The 18,481-nt window shown below is 51.0% G+C and carries 10 protein-coding genes; 4 read left to right on the top strand and 6 right to left on the bottom strand.

Going from position 1 to position 18,481, the window contains the following annotated elements; all coding sequences use genetic code 11:
• Positions 1-197: 197 nt before the first annotated feature.
• From ACTHR2_RS01865 to recB, 3 genes are all read left to right on the top strand, one after another.
• Positions 198-1,865 carry a ShlB/FhaC/HecB family hemolysin secretion/activation protein gene (locus tag ACTHR2_RS01865; protein WP_440375281.1) on the top strand — a complete coding sequence of 556 codons (1,668 nt, stop codon included), beginning with the start codon at positions 198-200 and terminating at the stop codon, positions 1,863-1,865.
• A gap of 255 nt (positions 1,866-2,120) precedes the next feature.
• Positions 2,121-5,879, top strand: a complete 3,759-nt coding sequence (locus tag ACTHR2_RS01860) for a hemagglutinin repeat-containing protein (RefSeq protein ID WP_440375280.1) — start codon at positions 2,121-2,123, stop codon at positions 5,877-5,879.
• A gap of 144 nt (positions 5,880-6,023) precedes the next feature.
• Positions 6,024-9,680, top strand: coding sequence for an exodeoxyribonuclease V subunit beta (gene recB / locus ACTHR2_RS01855; RefSeq protein ID WP_440375279.1), 3,657 nt, complete (start codon positions 6,024-6,026; stop codon positions 9,678-9,680).
• A gap of 59 nt (positions 9,681-9,739) precedes the next feature.
• Here recB and ACTHR2_RS01850 read toward each other — a convergent pair whose 3' ends face one another.
• The 3 genes from ACTHR2_RS01850 to ACTHR2_RS01840 form a co-directional block, all read right to left on the bottom strand.
• Complete coding sequence (locus ACTHR2_RS01850) at positions 9,740-10,471, bottom strand: phosphoadenylyl-sulfate reductase (RefSeq protein ID WP_263341643.1); 732 nt, start codon at positions 10,469-10,471, stop codon at positions 9,740-9,742.
• Between the two features lie 115 nt (positions 10,472-10,586).
• Positions 10,587-11,645 carry a DNA polymerase IV gene (gene dinB / locus ACTHR2_RS01845; protein ID WP_263341641.1) on the bottom strand — a complete coding sequence of 353 codons (1,059 nt, stop codon included), beginning with the start codon at positions 11,643-11,645 and terminating at the stop codon, positions 10,587-10,589.
• A gap of 77 nt (positions 11,646-11,722) precedes the next feature.
• Positions 11,723-12,772 (bottom strand): sulfate ABC transporter substrate-binding protein, encoded by a 1,050-nt coding sequence (locus tag ACTHR2_RS01840; RefSeq protein ID WP_263341941.1) that lies wholly within the window; start codon positions 12,770-12,772, stop codon positions 11,723-11,725.
• A 387-nt stretch (positions 12,773-13,159) separates the two neighbouring features.
• On the opposite strand from ACTHR2_RS01840, the gene ACTHR2_RS01835 reads away from it, so the two are divergent.
• Positions 13,160-13,996 (top strand): DUF4198 domain-containing protein, encoded by an 837-nt coding sequence (locus ACTHR2_RS01835; RefSeq protein ID WP_263341639.1) that lies wholly within the window; start codon positions 13,160-13,162, stop codon positions 13,994-13,996.
• A 43-nt stretch (positions 13,997-14,039) separates the two neighbouring features.
• On the opposite strand, the gene ACTHR2_RS01830 is transcribed toward ACTHR2_RS01835, so the two are convergent.
• The 3 genes from ACTHR2_RS01830 to panC all read right to left on the bottom strand — a co-directional run bounded on the left by ACTHR2_RS01830 (position 14,040) and on the right by panC (position 18,448).
• Positions 14,040-14,891 carry a DUF5672 family protein gene (locus ACTHR2_RS01830; RefSeq protein ID WP_263341637.1) on the bottom strand — a complete coding sequence of 284 codons (852 nt, stop codon included), beginning with the start codon at positions 14,889-14,891 and terminating at the stop codon, positions 14,040-14,042.
• 37 nt (positions 14,892-14,928) lie between these two features.
• Positions 14,929-17,523, bottom strand: a complete 2,595-nt coding sequence (gene mutS / locus ACTHR2_RS01825; protein WP_263341632.1) for a DNA mismatch repair protein MutS — start codon at positions 17,521-17,523, stop codon at positions 14,929-14,931.
• Between the two features lie 88 nt (positions 17,524-17,611).
• The gene (gene panC, locus ACTHR2_RS01820) at positions 17,612-18,448 is read right to left on the bottom strand and encodes a pantoate--beta-alanine ligase (protein WP_004521071.1); all 837 of its coding nucleotides are present in this window, start codon (positions 18,446-18,448) and stop codon (positions 17,612-17,614) included.
• Positions 18,449-18,481 lie beyond the last annotated feature (33 nt).

The raw sequence follows: 18,481 nt of genomic DNA, 5'->3' as shown, positions 1-18,481 counted from the left end.
TCTGAAAAAACCTGCCTTTTCCAAGGCAGGTTTTTGTTATTTAAATTCCCTTAATATTTTTATGGTATTATCATAGAAATTTATCCCATTGTTGCTTAATAAACCCTGATTACAGACAAGGATAAAAACCGATACGCCCCAAGCAGCTATTTTCGATAAAATAAACCCAATTATTATCCCTATAAAATTACGACACCATGTATAAATCCCGCCTTCTTCCCCTGCCCGTATTGATTCTCTCCGCACTGAACGCCTATACGGCCAATACACCCAATCCGCTTGATCAAATCGATAAAAACGTACCCAACCAATTCGACAAAGACTTCCGCGACAATCTCGATCAGATTCATTCGGTCGAAATCCAAAAACGCGAGCAGTCGGCATGGGATTTACAGAAAAAACAAGATAACGACACGGTTGCACAAGAGGTGCCGTCTGAAAACAATACCGAATGTTTGGATTACACCGGTATCGAACTTTCCGGCATTACGCTCATCGATTCCAAAAAGATTGAAGCCAAGCTCCCCAAATGCATCAATCAAAACAACATCAACCAACTGAACCGGGATATCGTTGCCGAATATATCGCTCAAGGCTATCCGCACACGCAAATCAAATTTGAAACCACGCCTGAACGCATCCTGAAATTGGCCGTCATCGAAGGCAAAATCCGTGAGATTACCGGCGGCTCCCGTACAGTTAACGTCGACACCCTCTTCCCCAATCATCAAGGTAAACCGCTGAACATCCAATACCTCGACCAAGGTATCGAACAGGCAAACCATGTTGTCGGCAACAACGTCAGCATCGATGTTTATCCGCATGATGACGGCACCGCCTCCATCCAACTCAACAACGATGCCGAAAAACATTGGGGCGGCAGCATTACCATCGACAATAAAGGCAGCAAACCCAATACCACGACACTGCGCGGCAGCCTGAATATCGGCAGCCCGTTGGGATTGAGCGATTCCCTTTATCTAAACGGCTACACCAATCTAAACAACCACGACAGCCATTACAGTCGCGGCGGCAGCCTGTTCTACCAAGTTCCTTATGGCGCATGGACATTCAGCACTTACGCCGCCGCGTCGCAATCGCAAAGCATCCTAACGCCCAGCGTAACGCGCTACGCCTACCGCTCCCAATCCAAAGCAGCAGGAATCAAAGCAGACCGCGTATTCTCACGCAGTCAAAAACACATTGCCTCCGCCTATGCCGGCATCGACTATGTGAAACAGACTGCAAAATTTGCCGACAGCAAACTGGAATTGCAAAGCCCGGAAATTTATTCGGCACAAGTCGGCCTGTCGCACACGGCCATCCTGCCAAACGGCATTTGGCTCAACAATATCGGCGTGGAACAAGGGTTTGCAAAAAATACCGAACACACACCGTTCGACAAACGCTATACCTCTGTATCCTTGCAAAGCAATTTGATTCAAAACCGCCCATTGGGCAAATGGATCGTGCGCAACCATCACCAAATCGATGCCCAATATAGCCCGCATGATTTGTTTACCGCCAAAGAAATGGACATCGTCGGTTATCAAAATGTACGCGGTTTCCGTTCGACTTCTTTGAGCGCAAGCAGCGCAGTCCTGTTGAGCAATACCGTTTATTTCCGCCGCAATACGCCTCACGGCATCTATATCGAACCTTATCTGGGCGCAGACATCGGTGTTGCCAAAAATCATCACGAAGGTTCGCAACGCGCCATGGGCTTAGTGGCAGGTTTGAATTTGGGCAAGGCGGACAAATGGCAGCTTTCTGCCGACTACGGCAAAGGTTTTGTGCGCATGCCCAACCAATCAAACAGCGAAACACAGGATCATGTGACCGTTTCTTTACGCATTCCATTTTAAAATTATGTAAATATATATCCTTTTATCCAATATATAAACCGCTCATCTTAACATTATTAATTTTCCATTAATATCAATAAGATGAGCGGTTTTTATTTGCATTTGAAATAGTGCACACAAGGCCGTACTGGTGGTATGATTGTAAAAAATTTCATAACAATGTTAATACATTCAAAAATTTCCTCAACAGAAATCCCATACCCAATATGGGATTTCTGATTCAATCTCCATCACGATAAATAAGGATTAAAATCCATGAAAATCGACACTTTATATCAGCCTAAGCTCTCAGCTTCCGGCAAAGTAACTGTCGCCGTGTGCTTTGCATTCCTGGGAAATGCAGCGGTAGCCGCCAATATCGAAGCCATCGGCCAAACTTCGGTACAGCAGCAACACAATGTTGACATCGTCAACATTGCCGCACCGACGGCCCAAGGTCTTTCTCACAACCAATATAACAAGTACAACGTTTCCCAACACGGTGCCGTTTTGAATAACGCCCTGTCTGCCGGTAAATCCCAACTGGCCGGAAACCTGTCTGCCAACAAAAATTTCCAAGGTCAGGCCGCATCTGTGATCTTGAACGAAGTGGTCAGCAAAAACCCTTCTCTAATCTTGGGTCAGCAAGAGATCTTCGGTATTGCCGCAGACTATGTTTTGGCAAACCCTAACGGCATTACCCACAACGGCGGCAGCATCCTGAATGCCAACCGCGCATCCTTGGTTGTCGGTACGCCAACCGTTTCAGACGGCGCGTTGAAATCTTTCAATATCAGCGACAATGGCAAACAACTGCAAGTAAACGGCAATTTGAGCGGCAACCGCGTAGTTGACCTGCTCGCGCCGCAAGTTGTTGTCGGCAAATCAGCCAATGTTAATGCCGCCGATGCCATCAACGTTTCTTCAGGCAAAAGCAACTTCGACTACAAAACCGCACAAATCGAAGCATTGGACGCAGCTTCAAATGCGCCGGTGCTTGACGGCCATATCTTCGGCAGTATGCGCGCCGGTACCATCCGCATCCACGCGACCGATAAACGTGCCAAACAAAACATTCAAAATGCCGCCATTACCGGTACCCGCTACCTGAATATCGACAGCAAAGGCAACCTGAGCATCCAGTCCGCCAATCTGACCGGCGCACAAATGGAACTGTTTGCCCGTGATACCGACATCAAAGGCACGGTTACCAGCCATTCCGCCAATAAATCTTCCAGCGGCAAAGAAGCGCAAAATGTTCAGCACTTCCGTTCAGACCGCAACAAAACTGAAAACTTTACCGCCAGCAATATCAATGCATCCGAGTCATTGACTTTGAACAATAGCGGCAGCCTCAACCTGAGCGCAGCCAACATCAATGCCGGAGCGCTGACTGCTTCTGCCACAGGCAATATCAATTCTAACGCGGTAAAAACAACCAACCGTACAGAATCCGACCACACTCAAAGCAAAGGCCTTTGGTACAACAACAACCTGAGCTCCTCTACTGACGAAAGCCTGCATCAAACCAAAATCAATGCCGGTTCTGTCAATATTGCCACCACAGGCAAAGTCCAATTGGACGCGACCGAACTGAACTCAGCTGCTGATGCTCGCATTGCCGCCCAACAAGGCATCGTATTAAGCAGCAACAGCGAAACCAACAGCAGCTCGACTTATGTCAGCTTCAAAAATGAAACTGCCGCCCTGAAAACCGGTATCGCTACAAAATCTTCCAAAAACTCTACCGCCCATCAAACCAAAATTTCCGCAGCCGGTGATATCGGTTTGATTTCCGAAGGCGATTTGAGCACTTACGGCGCAAACATTGCGGCAAACGGCAATGTCGTTACCGATGTCAACAACATCAACTTGGGTACTCAAACCACCATCAACACCAACAGCCTCGACGACCAGAAAAAATACTGGGGCGGCCTGTTCGGCGGTGAAAGCCAAGTTCAAAACAACCGTACCGAAAACCTGCACGGCAGCAGCATTACTGCCAACTCAAACGTAGTTTTGGGTGCAAAAAACGGCGTCAACGTTTATGGCAGTACCGTTGAAGGCCAAGCCGGTACATTCGTCAGCTCCAAAGCAGGCAATGTTGATATTAAAAACGCCACCAGCACCGACACTTCCGCACAAAGCGCGCGTAAAGGTACAATTTTCAATATCACGACCTCTAAAGCCAGCAGCAACAGCAGCATTGAAAAAGTAACCGGTTCTACCCTGGTTTCCAATGCCGACCTGACCGTTGTTTCCAACAAAGACATCAATGTGATCGGTTCTGCATTGTTTGCGGCACAAAAACTGCAACTTTCTTCCGCAGGCGATTTGACCATTGATGCAGCCAAAGCGGTAGAAAACAAACAGGTCAACGAGTATTCCATCAAAGGCTACTCTGGCACCGAAACCAATAAAGAAAACGGCAGCGTGACTGCCAAAGCCGGTATCAAATTCACCGATACCCATACCGACACCCATTCTGTCGGCCTAAACGGCAGCATTTTGACCGGTAAAAACACCCAGTTGTCTTCCAACTCAAACATTACCGTCAGCGGCAGCCAAGTCAACGGCGAAGAATCTGTCAACATTTCCACAGCCAATGACGTCAATGTTGTTGCCTCCAAAGGCAGCAACACTGTGACCGAATCCGGCCGCGTAACCGATTTGGGCGTATCTGCTACTGCATACGAAAAAAATAACGTTGCAGGCGTCGGCGTATCTGTCGGCATTACCAGCACCAAAACAGATGCAACTACCGTAACGAATACATCCCATGTATCCAACATCAACACCGGCGGCAACGCCACCATCACTGCAAACGGCAATATTAATCAAGAAGGTACAGTGATTAATGCGACCGGCAATGTGGTTGAAGCTGCCAAAAACGTTACCCATACAGCGGCACACAGCGGTGCGAAATCCGATGTGAAACAAAACGGCGGCGGTTTGGTCGTTTCTGCCGGCATCAGCACCAACAAAGGCATCGGCGGTGAAATCACTGCACAAGGTCAAGGCAATTCTTCGACCCACAATGAATCCACTGCAACCGTAACCACCATCAACGCAGGCAATGCCATCGTTTTGGCAAATGACAAAGTGTCTGATGAAGGTACAAAATACGATGTTACCGGTGCGATCAACATTGATGCAGGTTCATACCACAACACTGCCGCCCACAACACCAGTAACAGCAGCAGCAAACAAGGCGGCGCTTCTTTGACTATCGGCGCATACACCAAAGACGGTTCAAACGTTGATGTGAATGCCAACCTGAACGTCAACTACGCTGATGAAAACAAAAAAGAATCTACCGCCGTCAAAGGCAATATGAATGCGACCAATGTTGTCATCAACGCCAAAGACTCTGCTGAAATCGCATCCAACATTACTGCCAACAACAACGTCAACATTACCGCAGGCAACGGCGTAACCTTCACCGAGTCAGCCAATACTGCCTCCAACCAAGGTACAGCCGTTAATGTCGGTATCGGCGCTGGTGCGACAATCAATGTTGAAACCGGTGTTGCCGTTCCTCACGTCAACGGCTCTGTCGGCGTCAACAAAACCGATAACGCTTCTTCTACCGCCGCAGGCGCAAATGTAGCGGCCGGCAATGACATTAAAATCAATGCCAACAACGGCGACGTCAACCTGCACGGTACCAACCTGGTATCCAATAACTCCGTTGAAGTAGAAGGCAACAAAGTCAATACTTCCGGCGCAATCAGCAGCGTTAATGAGAAAAATCTGACCGTCAATGTCAACGGCAGCTATGCTTCAGGCAAACCAAACGGCAACATCAACGCCAAAGGTAAAAACGAAGCCACCGTAACCAATACGGCAAACACCATCCAAAGCGACAATGTCGTTATTACTACCGGCTCTCCAACCGGTTTGAGCGTCAACAATACGACCATCAACGGTAATAATGTTGCGTACTACTATGACGACAGTAAAGCTCCTGCGGCGAACCGTTATACCTATCGTCCTCGCCAACCAAGCTACGCCAAACGCCGTTTGCGCTACTAAGATGCGCTATTGAAGCCATTTAATAGCCATTAAGACATGCCGTCTGAAAACAGAAAGTTTTCAGACGGCATTTTTATCATCAGTGCAAAACAACACACTATCTCTGTTATGATAATGCCTCGCTAATATTATTCCGTTCCTACCATGTCTTCCGCCCTTCCTTTTGACGCGCTCACACTTTCCATCGACGGCACCAACCTTATCGAAGCTTCTGCCGGTACGGGTAAAACCTACGGCATTGCCGCGCTCTTTACCCGACTGATTGTCTTAGAAAAAAAAGACATCGAGAAAATTCTGGTCGTTACCTTTACCAAAGCGGCGACAGCAGAACTGAAAACCCGTTTGCGTGCGCGTTTGGACGAAGTGTTGCAGGTTTTAAACGAAATCCAAGCTTTGGGCGGCAAGCCGGAACATATTTCAGACGGCCTGAACAAATATTATGAAAAAGAGAAAAAATCCCCCGATGACTTTCTCAATCGCTTGATTCCTTTGGCTTTAGGTGAGCAAGACGGACAGGAAAGCTGCCATCACCTGATTCTCCGCCTAAAAGCCGCCCTGAGCCAGTTTGACAACGCCTCGATTTACACCATCCACGGCTTCTGTCAGCGCGTCTTGCGCGATTATGCGTTTTTGTGCGGCGCGCCTTTGGATGTCGAGCTTTCGGACGACTCGCGCGAGAGGCTGCTGATTCCTGCGCAAGACTTTTGGCGGCAGAAAGTGGCAACCGATGCCACATTGGCACAATTGGTTTTTGACCGGAAATGCACGCCTGAAAAAATGCTTGCCGAAATCAAAAGCTATACCGGCCGCCCCTATCTGAAATTCAGACGGCCTGAAGGCAATTTGAAAGAAGCTCAAACCAATCTTCAAGAAACATGGCAAAAAGTTTGCGGCCAGTTGGAAGACTTGAAAAAAGCGTTTTGGGCAATCTTTCCCAAACTTAACGGCAATATCTACAGAAAAAATACCTTTGAAAATGTTTTTACCGATTTAAAAACAAACGCCGAATTCAACCGTCTGCCCAGCCTGGGCAAACAAACGCTAGAAAAATTAAACCATTTCAGTGTCGATACACTCAACAGCAATCTAAAAAAAGAATATAAAGCCTATGCCGATGTGCCGGAAATTATTCAGCTGCAAGCCTTGGCCAATCTCGGTCGTGATTTGCAGACAATGGAAAGCGTGGAAGAAGCAGTCTTCATCTGCCTGCAACTCGACCTCCTTTCCCACATCAATCAGTCCATTGCCGAACAAAAAAAATCACGCCGCGAGCGCGTGTTTGACGATTTGCTGCTGGACGTCCATCAGGCATTGACCACCAATGAACACGGCAACGCGTTGACAAAAGCGGCGGCGGCAAACTGGGAAATCGCGCTGATTGACGAATTCCAAGATACCGACCCGCTGCAATACGAAATTTTCCGCCAAATTTTTATCGAACAAGGCTGCCCGCTGTTTCTCGTTGGCGACCCCAAGCAGGCGATTTACAGCTTTCGCGGTGCGGACATTTACGCCTATCTGCAAGCTGCGCAAGATGCGGACAGGCATTACACCCTCGCCGTCAACTACCGCAGCCATGCCAAGCTGATTAACGGCATCAGCGCCTTGTTCAAACAAAAAAAACACCCCTTTGTATTGGAAAACATCGATTACAGCGATGTCTCCGCCAGCCGCGCCGAAAGCCGGCTGTCGCCACACCGCCCCGCCATCCAAGTGCGCTGGCTCAATACAGACGATCAAACCGGCAAAGAGATTTTGCGCAGCCGAGCCGCCGAATATTGCGCCGATGAAATTGCCTTTGCGCTCAATGAAGCAGCCGAAGGCCGTCTGAATTTCAAAGGCCGCGCGCTGGAATCCGGCGACATTGCCGTCTTGGTGCGTACCAACAACGAAGCGGCGATGATTGCAGGGAAACTGAAACAGCGCCGTATCCAAAGCGTGTTGCTGTCGCGCCAGTCCGTTTTCGATTCCGCCGAGGCAGACTCGCTGTCCGCGCTGATCGGCTTTTGGCTCAACCCAAGGCAAACCGACTGGCTGCGCTTTGTCTTGACCGGCGTTTTGTTCGGCTATACCGCCAAAGAGATTTACGAACTCAACCACAACGAACACCAGCTGCTCAAATGGCTGGAGTCGTCTGCCGAGGCCATGGAAAAATGGCGGAAAGGCGGCATTTTTGCCGCCGTGCAGCAGTTTGCCGCCCGACATGACATCGAAACACGCCTGCTCAAAGGCGGCAACGAACGCAGCCTGACCAACTACTATCAAATTCTGGAGCTTTTGGCCGAAGAAGACAGCCAAAGCCGCAACCCTGCCACCCTGCATAAATGGTTAAACGAACAAATCAGCCGTGCGCGCAGCGGCCATTTCCCGTCAGACGCGCAAACCATCCGTCTCGAAAGCGACGAAAAACTGGTCAAAATCGTTACCATGCACGCGTCGAAAGGTTTGCAATATCCTTTGGTGTACTGCCCCTTCGCGTGGGATACCAAAGACAATTCCAAAGAAAACTGGAAAATCCTGCATACTGAAAACCACGAAACCGAGCTGCTGGCCAAATCTCAAACCTCGGAAGCAGAACTAAGCCATCTTGCCGACGAAAAGACGGCAGAAGATTTGCGTCTGCTCTATGTTGCCCTTACCCGCGCCGAAGAACAGCTCAACATCTACGCCGCCGCCAACAAAAACTGTACGCCAAACAATCCTTTTGCCTATCTGCTCGAAGGTTTACCGGATGCCGGCCGCGAAAGCGTCAGCCAAAGCTATAAAAGCGCGACAGACGTTGTGGAAATGCTTAAAACCAACTGGCAACGCTTTATCAAAAACGCGCCTGAAAATACGGAGTTTGCCTTCACGGAAGAAGCCCCGCTAGAAACCGTCTACCAATACAGCCGTCAACAAGACCAAGCTTTGAGCGCTCATAGCATCAAACACCGCGATTTTGACTTTATCCGCCACACCAGCTTTACCGGTTTGAGCAGACATACCAAGTCAACCGACGAACAACACGAGCCTTTGCAACCTGCCATCGACCCGGCAGAAAGCGCAGACCGTGCCATGCCGTCTGAAAACCTGCCTTCCCCACTTTCAGACGGCCTCGATATCCACCATTTCCCCCGAGGCACCAATGCCGGCGTATGTTTGCATGAAATGTTGGAAAAACTCGACTTCGCCGCCTCTGCCGAGAGCCAATCCGAAATGATTGCCGAAGTTTTGCAACGCCACAGCTTTGAAGACAAATGGCTGCCGACGGTAAGCGCCATGCTCGATACCTGCCGCCTGACGCCTTTAATCGGCGAGAGCCTGTCGCAGATTCCGCCGACCCGACGCCTGCCCGAAATGGGATTCACCCTGTACATGGATGATTTCAAACTGGACGACTTGCGCCGTTGGTTTGCTTCAAGCGAAGCAAACCTGCCACCCGAATGCGTCCAAGCCGCGCAACTGCTTGATTTCCATGATTTACAAGGCTATTTGAACGGCTTCATCGATATGGTTTGTCAAGATTCTGACGGCAATGTCGTTTTAATCGACTACAAATCCAACCATTTGGGCAATGATGCAAGCGCGTACACGCAACAGGCGATGAACGAAGCCGTGGCGCATCATCACTACTACCTGCAAGCCCTAATCTACGCCGTTGCCATCGCGCGCTACTATGCCCTGCGCGGCAAGCCGTTGCCCAAAATCGCCATCCGCTACCTCTTCCTACGCGGCATGGACGGCTCGGATAGAGGCATTTGGAAATGGGACATCGATACCGCCCTGCTTTCCACTTTTGTTGAACGAAAAACAAATTCTTGATAAATCATTTTATTAAGCCGTCAAAAAGGCCGTCTGAAACGTTTTCAGACGGCCTTTGATTATTTGTGCAAACCGCATTCCTTACTATCTTTGCTTTCCCACCACCATCGTCCGGCGCGGATATTTTCGCCCAGCTTGACCGGGCGCGTGCAGGGTTCGCACCCAATGCTGGGATAGCCTTGATGATACAGCGCATTAAGCGGAACTTGGTGCTCGTGCGCATATGCCCAAACATCCTGCTCTTCCCAATCGAAAATAGGATTGAATTTGGTGATGTTGCGGCCCGTATCCAGCTCTTCAAAATTCAATTCGCTGCGCGTTTCGGACTGGCTGCGGCGTTGTCCGGTCAGCCATGCGGGGGCGTTGCGCAAAGCGCGGTTGAGCGGTTCGATTTTGCGGATATGGCAGCAACGGCGGCGCAACTCGACGCTGTCGTACATGGCGGTCGTGCCGAATTCCGCTTCAAATTCATCGGCGGTTTGCTGGTTGGGATAAAACACTTCCAATTCGGTTTGATAACGCGCATTGGTTTCGGCAATCAGCGCGGCGGTCTCGGGATTGAGTTTGCCCGTATTGAGCGTAATGATGCGGATGGGCAGTTTCAGACGGCACACGGCATCGGTAATGACCATATCTTCAACCGCAAGGCTGGATGCGAACACGGCTTGCGGATAGCGCGCGGCAATGTCTTGCAAACGGCGCTCCAAAGCAGTAGCCAATTCAGGCAGGCGGCGGCGTTCGTCATCGCTAATTTCGGGGATTTTCCAGAATTGTGGGCGGAATAAAGACATGGCTGGTTGTTCCTAATAATTTTCAGACGGCCTGTTTAAACGGCTGTCGATATGGTTATGGAACAATATTGTCCTGCGCCCTATCTTCAAACGGAAAGAATGCTTTTCTATTTCTTTATAACCAAAGCGTCTGCTGCTGGTTTTTCGGCAGCAAATGGCTCACGCCGATACCGATCAGGCGGAAGGCGTCTTCGCGTTGCGGCGGTATGCGTTGCAACAAAGTATGCGCCGCCTGAAGCAGCGAGGCGCTGTCGGGAAGGACGGAAGAATACGTCAGCGAACGCGTAATAATGCGGAAATCATGGGTTTTGAGTTTGAGGGTAACGCCTTTGGCTTCGACGTTTTTGCGTTCGATTTGCCGCCAGAGGTCTTCGGCAAGGTGCGGCAAATGACTTGAAGCCTGCGCCAAAGACAAATCTTCGGGCAAGGTAATTTCGGTTGAGATTTGCAGGCGTTCACGTTCGGCTTTGACAGGCCGCTCGTCAATACCGCGTGCCAAATCATAAAGGCGGTAGCCGTAGCGGCCGAAATGGTTTAAAAGTTCGCCGCGCTCAAAACGGCGCAAATCGCCGGCAGTTTGCATACCGAGGGCATTCATCTTTTTCAGCGTGACTTTGCCGACACCGGGAATCTTACCCAACGGCAGGCTCTCCAAAAACGCCATGATTTTTTGCGGCGGCAGCACAAACTGCCCGTTCGGTTTGCGCCAGTCGGAAGCGATTTTGGCCAAAAACTTATTGGGTGCGATGCCTGCGGAGGCCGTCAAACCGGTTTCTTCAAAAATTTCGGCACGAATACGTTTGGCCACCTCACTGGCATACGGGATATTTTCAAAATTTCGGGTAACATCCAAATAAGCCTCGTCCAAAGACAAAGGCTCGATCAAATCGGTATAACGCCGAAACACGGCATGAATCTGCGCCGACACTTGGCGGTACAAATCGAAATGCGGCGGCACAAACACCGCCTGCGGACACAGCCTTTTCGCCGTCGCCACCGACATGGCCGAGTGCAAACCGAATTTGCGCGCCTCATAAGAAGCGGCACAAATAACCGACCGCGTACCGTCCCACGCCACAACGAGGGGCAGCCCTTTCAGGTGCGGCTGCTCGCGCAGTTCTACCGAAGCGTAGAATGCGTCCATATCGATATGGATGATTTTGCGTTGAGACATGGGAAAAGATGGATAAGGAAAAGGCTTATTGTAACAAAAGGCCGTCTGAAGTTTCAGACGGCCTCTATATTCAAGCCTTATTTTTTACTGGAAAGCTGGTCAAATAATCCGCCGTCGGCAAAGAATTTTTTCATGATTTCTTCCCACGGGCCGAATTTCTCATTCGGATTAAACGTCTCAATCTCAGGGAAATCGGCTTTGTGTTTCGCCAATACTTCCGCATTGCGCGGACGCAGGTAAAGATTGGCGGCCAACTCTTGGGCCGGTTCGCTCCAGAGGTTTTGCAGATAGGCTTCGGCAGCGGCGCGTGTGCCTTTTTTGTCGACCACGCTGTCCACGACGGCAACCGGTGCTTCGGAAAGAATGGTGTAGCTTGGGTAGACGATTTCAAATTGGTCTTGGGTCAACTTTTTGCTGACATAGTTGGCCTCATTTTCAAAGGTAACCAAGACATCGCCGATATTGCGTTGGCTGAAGGTCGTTGTTGCCGCGCGGCCGCCGTTTTCAAACACAGGCGTGTTTTTCAGTAATGCGGCCACAAAATCTTTGGTTTTGCCTTCATCGCCGTTATTCACTTTCAAACCATAACCGTACGCACCCAAAAAGGCGTAGCGGCCGTTGCCGGTGGTTTTCGGGTTCGCCAAAACAATTTGCACGCCGTCTTTGGCCAAATCGCCCCAGTCTTGGATGTGTTTCGGATTACCTTTGCGCACCAAGAAAACGACGTTGCTGGTATAAGGCACGGCATTGTCCGGCAGGCGCGTGTTCCAATCGGCTTTGACCAAACCTTTTTTCACCAAAAGCTCAATATCGGAAGTCTGGTTCATGGTCACCACATCGGCAGCCAAACCGTTGGCGACAGCCAAAGCCTGCTTGCTGGAGCCGCCGTGCGACTGTTGGACTTCAACCAATTGTCCGCCGTTTTTTGCGGCAAACTCTTTGACAAATAAAGGATTGTATTCTTTATAAAAATCGCGGGCGACATCGTAGGAGACATTCAGCAATTTGATTTCGCCCCCCTTACCTCCGACAGCTTGAGAAGCATTGTCGGCGGATTGTTCGGCTTTTGGCGAGCACGCGCTCAAAGCCAGCGCGGCGGTTAATGCGGCAAAAGAAAGCGTACGGATATTCATGGTCGGCTCCTGTTGAAAATATGGGAGCACTTTATCGAGATTGGATGCAAACGGGAAATAATGTTTGCTTTCGCGTTTATCAGTTTTGGTTATATACAATCCGGGCTGAAGTCGGGAAAAAATGCCCACTCAGATAAACATCACAATAAATTGTATATGAATTAATTAGATAAAGATTAAAGAAACTATTTACACAGGATAAACATACGTTGCAAACAGCATTACCCAATACGTCAGGTCGTCTGAAAATCCAATATAAATAATTATTTATAATTAAAAAATATAGTTCTTATTATTTACAAAAAATGCAAATAAGAGTAATGTTTCTACTCGCCAAAATACAAGGCCTCTCATTCAACAACAAAATGGAGTGTAGAAACTATGAAACAATGGATGCTTTTAGGATTGCTGGGATTGGGCGCAGTGGCGCAGGCGCACGATGTTTGGGTGGCCGCACCGACACATCAGCCTGCCGGCCAAATCCTGCATGCGGATTTGGGTTACAGCCATGACTTCCCCAATGTCGAAAAAATCGCCGACGACCGCGTACATATTTTCAAACCGCTGCAATTGACCGGCAGCTCAAAGAAAACCGTTGATTTGGTGAATAAGGGCGAAAACTATCAATACGTTTCCAAAGCCACTTTGCCTGAAGGTTCCTACTGGGTCAGCGCAACCTACAAACCTACTTTCTGGTCGAAAAACAAAGATGGCTGGAAACAGCAAACCTTAAAACAACTGGCCGGTGCCACCTATTGCGAACAATCGCAAATGTTCGGCAAGAGCTTTGTCCAAGTGGGCAACGGCGCAGTTGATGAAGCTGTATTGACCCGCCCTATCGGCCAAGAGCTGGAACTGGTTCCGCTGAAAAATCCGAACGAAGTCAAAGCCGGCGGTATTTTGCCGGTCAAAGTCCTGTACAAAGGCGAGCCTTTGGTTAAAGCCACCGTTACCGCCAGCTCGGACACTTTGGCGGAAATGGACTTGGAATCGACCCATGACCACCGCGAGCCTCAAGGCTTCTCCGGCAAAACCGATAAAAACGGCGTGGTCAATGTGATTACGCTGATTGACGGTTTGTGGAAAATCAAAGTGGTGAACGAGACCGATTACGGCGATAAAAGCGTATGTCAGAAAGACAATACTTACGCAACGCTGATTGTGCCTGTCGGTACCAAACGCGCGGCTGCACGCCATGCCCACCATCATCAACATTAACAGCCATTAAAAAAGGCCGTCTGAACTTTCAGACGGCCTTAATTTATTCCCATTCATAACCCAAATTTCTAAAAAAACGGGAGTATGTTTCCAATTTATCCTCATTCAATTGGGCAAACCGGACACGGTTGCAGCCGGTCAAGACCACATTGCCCATCCAGTGCGCCCCAAAGACGCGCTCTAAAGGGACATTCCTCATTCGATTGATAAACGGTACTTCTGAAGAAAATTGTGTAGCAATATTCGGAGGCGCGAATTTCAAACCCAAGTCCTGCAATCTATAACGGTGTTGCGCCGTCAAAAACATATCCTCGTGGTGCAGCCGCACCAGCCATTCCATACCGGCAATTTTTCCATCTTTCGGCGGCAAAGGCGGCTGGATTTCTACATTTAAGCTCAGTTGCCGCGGCATGGTTAAAAGCTGCTTGCTGCGCAGGCTGAAACCGCCGTTCTGCGGCTCGTCCAAATTCGGGGAAGTCTGAATCAGATGCTGTTTGGCCAAATATTGGTCGGTCCCCTTCAGGAAAAACTGCCCGTCGGCTTCGGTTTCCAACAAAATCGGCAAAGGTGCGCCGATGTAGTCATATTCCCGATAGGCATCCTGCCAGTTTTGACCGTTCAACACCCAGCCGTCATTCTGAACAATCAAACAATAATCGGTTTCGATGTAATACATCAGTTGGTACAAAACAAACAGATTGTATTCCAGATAACCGAATGGCCGGCAAGGCTGATGCAGGATATTTTCCGGCAAACCTTGCGGACGGCTCGGGCTGATCAGCAATCCGCGGCTTCCGGGCAATTCGGCGCAACTGCGGGCAACGGCGTACATCGTGCCCTCGGTATAAGAATCTGCGCCGGTAATACCCACCACAGTAATGTCAACAAAACTCATTATATGTTTCCCCTGTTTCAGACGGCCTTTGCCTTATTTACGACACCTTGTTGCAGATTTCTTTCAAACGGTACAAGGCATCCAAGGCTTCGCGCGGCGTGAGGTTGTCGGGTTGGATTTGCGCCAACGCTTCGGCCAACTCATCGGTCTGGGCATGGCAAACCGGTTCAATGTCCGGCTCTTCCTCATCCGCCCTATTTTCAGACGGCATGGCGCTGAAAATATCCAGCTGCGGACGGTTGGCGGCGGCTTGGGCTTCGAGTTCGTCCAGATGTTTTTGGGCGGCTTTGAGGGCACGGTTGGGCAGGCCGGCGAGTTTGGCGACGGCGATACCGTAGCTTTTGCTGGCGGGACCGGGTTCGATGTGGTGGAGGAAGACGATGTCTTGTCCTTGTTCGAGTGCGGAGAGGTGCATGTTGACCGCCGTTGCGTGGGCTTCGGGCAGTTTGGTCAGCTCGAAATAGTGGGTGGCGAAGAGGCTGAAGGATTTGTTTTTTTGCAGCAGGTGTTCGGCTATGGCGTGCGCGAGGGCGAGGCCGTCGAAGGTGGAGGTGCCGCGTCCGACTTCGTCCATGAGGACGAGGGATTGGTCGGTGGCGTGGTGGAGGATGTAGGCGGTTTCGCTCATTTCGACCATGAAGGTAGAGCGGTTGGAAGCTAGGTCGTCCGATGCACCGATACGGGTGAAGATTTGGTCGATGGGGCCGATTTGAGCTGAATCGGCAGGCACGAAGCTGCCGGTGTGCGCCATGAGGACGATGTGGGCGACTTGGCGCATATAGGTGGATTTGCCGCCCATGTTGGGGCCGGTCAGGAGCATGAGGCGGTGTTTGTGGTCGAGGCGGGTGTGGTTGGCGGTAAAGTGGCGCACTTGTTGCTCGACAACGGGATGGCGGCCGTTTTCGATATGGATGACGGGGTAGTCGGCAAACTCGGGGCAGACGAAGCTGCGTTCGGCGGCGGTGGCAGCGAAGGTGGAGAGTACGTCCAGCGCAGCGGCGGCTTTGGCGGCTTTTTGAAGCTGAGGCAGGGTCGTCTGAATGTCTTTGAGGAGGGCTTCAAACAGGCGTTTTTCCAATGCCAATGCCTGCTCTTGCGCGGTCAGGACTTTGTCTTCGAAGGTTTTGAGTTCGGGGGTGATGAAGCGTTCGGCGTTTTTGAGGGTCTGGCGGCGTTGGTAGTCGGCAGGAGCTTGTTCGGCTTGGACTTTGGATAGCTCAATGTAGAAGCCGTGGACGCGGTTGAACTCGACTTTGAGGGTGGAGAGGCCGGTGCGTTCGCGTTCGCGCGCTTCGAGGTCGAGCAGGAATTCGTCGCCGTGGTTTTGGATGTGGCGCAACTCGTCGAGTTCTGCGCAATAGCCTTGGTTGATGACGCCGCTGTCTTTGAGCCAGACGGCGGGCTCGGGCATCACGGCGGCTTTGAGGGTTTCGGCGACGGGCAGGGTTTCGGGGAAAACGGCTTTGAGGGTTTCTAAGAGACTGCTGCCCTCGGCGGACAGTTCGATTTCGGACAGGGCAAACAGGCTGTCGCGCAGGGCGGCGAGGTCGCGCGGGCGGGCGTTGCCGACGGCGATGCGGGCGGCGATGCGTTCGATGTCCGCGATGTTTTTCAGACGGCCTTGCAAGGTTTCGTATTGCGAACCCAGCGCGGCAACGGCTTCTTGGCGGGCGCGGATGTGGGCGCGGCTGCGTAAGGGGTGGTGCAGCCAGAGTGCCAAGAGGCGGCTGCCCATGTGGGTGGCGCAGCCGTCGAGTATGGAAAACAGGGTCGGCGATTTTTTGCCGGAGAGGGTTTGCGTGATTTCGAGATTGCGGCGCGTGGCGGCGTCCATGCCGATATATTGGCTGTCGGTTTCGAGCGAAATGCCGTCGAGGTGTTGCGGCATCAGGTTCTGCGTCAGGCGGATGTAGTTCAACAGCGCGCCCGCCGCGCCGACGGCGGCTTCGTGTTCCTTGCCGTCCAAACCGAAGCCGTGCAGGTCTTGGCAGCCGAAGTATTCGGTCAACAATTTCGCACCCGCGTCGGCGGCAAACTGCCACGAGTTCAGGCGCGTGATGTTGGCAGAGGTTGCATGAAAACCGTCAGGCAGGCTTTTGCCTTCGGGCAACAGGATTTCCGCCACCTGCAAACGCGCCAGCTCGTCGGCGAGTTTGTCCGCCGTCGTCAGCTTGGTTTTGAATTCGCCGCTTTGCAAAGATGCCCACGCGATGGCGACGTGTTTTTTATCCGCGTTCACCGCCGCGATGCGGTTGGTTTCCTTGTCTTCCAAAAACGCCGCGTCGGTCAGCGTGCCGGGCGTCACAATGCGCACGACTTTGCGCTCCACCGGCCCTTTGCCCGCGCCGACTTCGCCCACCTGCTCGCACACCGCCACGCTTTTGCCCATCTTCACCAGCCGCGCCAGATACTGCTCCGCCGCGTGAAACGGCACGCCCGCCATCTTAATCGGCACGCCGTCCATCTGCCCGCGCGTGGTCAGGGTGATATCCAACAGCTTCGCCGCTTCCACCGCGTCATCCAAAAACAACTCGTAAAAATCGCCCATGCGGTAAAACACCAGCTTGTCGGCGTGTTGCGATTTGATGTCGAGATACTGCTGCATCATCGGGGAAACAGTGGGTTTGGACATGGAAAAGCCTTAGAAACGCAAAAGCGTTATTGTAACAAAAGGCCGTCTGAAAAACAGGTTTCAGACGGCCTTTAACAGCAGCTTGGTTTTAAGCCAAAGCCACTTCCAAATTATCAATCAGGCGCGTGGTACCCAAACGGGCGGCGGCAAGCACCACCAATTCTTTATCACCGACATGCGCCACTGCCAAGCTGTGTGCATGGCGGATTTCAACGTAATCAACCACCCAGCCGGCATCGCTCAAACGGCGGATACATTCAGCCTCAAGCTGGGCGTAATCCAGATTGCCGTTTTTCAAGGCGGCGGCAATGTTTTGCAATTCTTGATAGAGGCGGGGCGCTTCTGCGCGCTCTGCTTCGCTCAAATATTGGTTGCGGCTGGAAAGTGCCAGGCCGTCTGAAGCGCGGCCGGTATCGACTGGTACGATTTCGATATTAAAATTCAAGTCTTCGACAAAGCCTTTGATAATCGCCAGCTGCTGATAGTCTTTTTTGCCGAAACAGGCGGTATCGGGTTGAACGATGTTGAACAACTTGGTCACAACGGTCGCAACGCCGCGGAAATGGCCCGGGCGGAATTTGCCGCACAATTCGTTTTGCAGGTGCGGAGGCTCGACATTGAAACGCTGTTCCACATTCGGATACAGTTCTTTTTCATCAGGCGCAAACACGACGGCAACGCCCTCGCCTGCCAATTTGTCGGCATCTTGCTGCAAAGTGCGCGGATATTTGTCAAAATCTTCGCCTTGTCCGAATTGCAGGCGGTTGACAAAAATACTGACCACAACGTTATCGGCACGTTTTTTCGCTTCGCGCACCAGCGCAAGATGGCCTTCGTGCAGATTACCCATGGTCGGCACAAATGCCACTTTTCCGGCAGTTTTGCGCCACTCGCGCAATTCTTTAATCGTATGAATGATTTGCATGGTTTGAAAAATCCTTTATCTTTTCCGCCGTTT

Origin of the sequence: Neisseria sp. P0006.S004, from assembly GCF_051963015.1 — a bacterium.
GTDB lineage: Bacteria > Pseudomonadota > Gammaproteobacteria > Burkholderiales > Neisseriaceae > Neisseria.
Note: the sequence above shows the minus strand (reverse complement) of the source record. Positions and strands in the feature narration are given on the sequence as shown.

What these genes read in the sequence shown, in the direction of transcription:
- ACTHR2_RS01865 (WP_440375281.1), top strand. Translation starts at nt 198, where the DNA reads ATGTATAAATCCCGCCTTCTTCCCCTGCCCGTATTGATTCTCTCCGCA.
- ACTHR2_RS01860 (WP_440375280.1), top strand. Translation starts at nt 2,121, where the DNA reads ATGAAAATCGACACTTTATATCAGCCTAAGCTCTCAGCTTCCGGCAAA.
- recB (WP_440375279.1), top strand. Translation starts at nt 6,024, where the DNA reads ATGTCTTCCGCCCTTCCTTTTGACGCGCTCACACTTTCCATCGACGGC.
- ACTHR2_RS01850 (WP_263341643.1), bottom strand. Translation starts at nt 10,471, where the DNA reads ATGTCTTTATTCCGCCCACAATTCTGGAAAATCCCCGAAATTAGCGAT.
- dinB (WP_263341641.1), bottom strand. Translation starts at nt 11,645, where the DNA reads ATGTCTCAACGCAAAATCATCCATATCGATATGGACGCATTCTACGCT.
- ACTHR2_RS01835 (WP_263341639.1), top strand. Translation starts at nt 13,160, where the DNA reads ATGAAACAATGGATGCTTTTAGGATTGCTGGGATTGGGCGCAGTGGCG.
- ACTHR2_RS01830 (WP_263341637.1), bottom strand. Translation starts at nt 14,891, where the DNA reads ATGAGTTTTGTTGACATTACTGTGGTGGGTATTACCGGCGCAGATTCT.
- mutS (WP_263341632.1), bottom strand. Translation starts at nt 17,523, where the DNA reads ATGTCCAAACCCACTGTTTCCCCGATGATGCAGCAGTATCTCGACATC.
- panC (WP_004521071.1), bottom strand. Translation starts at nt 18,448, where the DNA reads ATGCAAATCATTCATACGATTAAAGAATTGCGCGAGTGGCGCAAAACT.